Origin of the sequence: Planktothrix serta PCC 8927, from assembly GCF_900010725.2 — a bacterium.
GTDB classification, from domain to species: domain Bacteria; phylum Cyanobacteriota; class Cyanobacteriia; order Cyanobacteriales; family Microcoleaceae; genus Planktothrix; species Planktothrix serta.
Genome location: NZ_LR734856.1, coordinates 1 through 2,575, shown reverse-complemented (window position 1 = coordinate 2,575; position 2,575 = coordinate 1). Strand labels below are relative to the sequence as shown.

Below are 2,575 nucleotides of genomic sequence, written 5' to 3'. Positions count from 1 at the left end.
CATGACCCCGTATCTTGATAAACCTGAATGGATTTATTTAAGGCATAATTCCACCACCAGCGCGAACATCCAAATGTTTGGGCTAGTCGTGCTTTTTGCCATGCAGTTGGATACAGACGGACTTGTACAGCTTTATGTAGCACTCGATTTGCACCTCCTGGTCTGAATATATTACTACATACTCCCGAAAACAGTAAAAACAATATTAATGATCCACTGGACTTGCGGGCTAACCGTCAACCGCCAACCGTCAACCGCCAACATCCTGAGATTGTTCGGTGCATAAACCTAAGTAATCTGGGATGATGGAAAGAGTATTCTTCTATAGTGTCATCCTAATACTGGGACTATTCGTGAGGCGAATGATATGGAGGTTAATGAATTATTAAAACGCTATACAGAGGGGGAGCGGTTGTTTCGATCCGTTAGCTTAGTTGGAGTAGATTTAAGTGGTATTGACCTCAGTGAATCCATTATTGCTAGGGCCAGCTTGGAAAATACATCCTTAGTGGGAGCCAACTTAACGGGGGTGAATTTTCGAGAAACAAAGTTTATGGGTGTTGATCTCACCGATGCTAACTTGAGCGATGCCAATTTAATTGGCAGCTATTTGAGTGATACGAAGTTCAACCGGGTGAATTTGACGGGGGCGAGTTTACGGGGGTCTTCTTCCAAAAACGTTACCTTGACTCAAGCCAACCTGACGGAAGCGAACCTCACGGAAGCCAATTTTAGCCAAGCCAATTTTGTCGGCGCGAATTTAACCCATGCTACGTTAGTACGAACGAATTTGATGAAGGCTAATCTCACGGGAGCGATTTTAGAAAGTGCGAACCTGACCAACGTGATTATGCGAGAAACCACGTTAGAAGGCGCGAACTTAACGAATGCCACCCTCAGTGGGGGAATGATGATTGGAGCCAACTTTCATGAAGCGGATTTAACACGAGTAACAATGATTGGGGCTGATTTAAGTGAAGCAAATTTGAGTGAAGCTAACCTCCGAGGGGCTAACGTGACTTGGACAACTTTACGCGGCGCCAATATGAGCCGAGCCCGACTCTACCGAACAAAATTATCTTGGTCAAATTTAAGTGGTGTAAATCTGATTGAAGCGATTATGATCGATACTAAATTGGATCGAGCCAATTTAAGAGATGCAGATATGAGAGGTGCGATTTTACCCAATAAGTAGGGGATGAATCCTGTGCCAGTACAGTCCACAATCAATGCTCAAGAACTCTTAAATCGTTATTTAGCTGGAGAACGAGATTTTAAGAATGTCAACCTGATTGGTGCTCATTTGTGCCATGTTAATTTAGTTGGGATTGATTTGGCAGGAGCATCTTTGGCCCGGGCTAATTTAACACGGGCTTTACTCCATGAAGTTAACTTTACGAATGCGTTTTTGTATGGTAGCAATTTAAGTTTTGTCAAGTTGGGCAGAGGACAATTAAAAGATGCTGATTTGACAAAAGCCAACCTAGAAGGGGCATTTTTAGTTAAGTCCCAGATGAGTGGAGTCAAACTCAGTGGGGCAATTTTACGCGGGGTTAACCTCCGAGCTTCTAATTTGCAGGGCGTTAATTTATGTGGTGCGAATCTAAGTGGTGTGAATTTACGCAGTGCGAATTTAACCCGCGCTAATTTAAACTGGGCGAATTTGAGTCAAGCTAAACTGAGTGGAGCCATTCTCAAAGAAACCCAAATGACAGGAATTAATCTGAGTTCTGCCTATTTATCGGAAGTTGATCTTCAGGGATTTGACTTAAGTGGGGTGAATTTTTCCCAAGCACTGATGACCAGAATTAATTTACAAGATGCTGATTTAACGGCTGCTAATTTAAGTCAAACTCAGTTAGAACAAGGGAATTTACAAAGGGCGAAGTTACAGGATGCCAATTTAGTTGAAGCCGACCTCCTCAGCAGTAATCTGACGGATGCGGTGTTAATCCGGGCCGATTTATCCTTTGCTATTTTAACTCATGGGACTCTGATGGGGGCGAACTTGAATTTAGCTACCTTGAGAAAAGCGGATTTACGCGGTGCTAACTTGCAAAATGCTTATCTCTGGAAGGCTGATCTATCAGAGGCTAATTTAGAAGGGGCAAACCTCTATGGTGCAAGTTTACGCGGTGCTAACCTCCAGGGCGTTAATTTAACAAATGTTAATTTAGCTGGGGCTACACTTCCCGATGGGACAATTTATAAAGCTTAATTTTTAATTCTCTTAAATCTTTATATTTTAACATTTTAAACAGAATCAAACAATCCTTTTTTTTTACCAGAAAAATGGGTTTAAAACCTCGTCCTTCTCGGACGACTTTTTATTAAGATAAATAACAAAACTACCGAATTACTGTGGTTTTCTGTTAACATATTAGGGGTTGTGAAAAGACCCGCCCGAATCAAAGATACTCCGAAATAAATAACAAGGTTGAAAGTCCTGCGGGGTTGAGATTAGAAACTGGGGAAGCGGATGTAAGGCAATGGTGAATCCAACCTTGAACGCATTAATTAACAAATTCAACAACAAGTTTAACGCGCGTGAACGAGGTTAAACTTAAGTCGCGGG

At 42.0% G+C, this 2,575-nt stretch carries 3 protein-coding genes; 2 read left to right on the top strand and 1 reads right to left on the bottom strand.

Annotated elements, in window-relative coordinates:
• Positions 1 to 143: helix-turn-helix domain-containing protein (locus PL8927_RS08155; RefSeq protein WP_156093133.1), on the bottom strand; the 143-nt coding region annotated here is incomplete at its 3' end.
• A gap of 224 nt (positions 144 to 367) precedes the next feature.
• Here PL8927_RS08155 and PL8927_RS08150 point away from each other — a divergent pair.
• Positions 368 to 1,195 (top strand): pentapeptide repeat-containing protein, encoded by an 828-nt coding sequence (locus PL8927_RS08150; RefSeq protein ID WP_083619555.1) that lies wholly within the window; start codon positions 368 to 370, stop codon positions 1,193 to 1,195.
• A gap of 30 nt (positions 1,196 to 1,225) precedes the next feature.
• Positions 1,226 to 2,218 (top strand): pentapeptide repeat-containing protein, encoded by a 993-nt coding sequence (locus PL8927_RS08145; RefSeq protein WP_083619558.1) that lies wholly within the window; start codon positions 1,226 to 1,228, stop codon positions 2,216 to 2,218.
• Positions 2,219 to 2,575 lie beyond the last annotated feature (357 nt).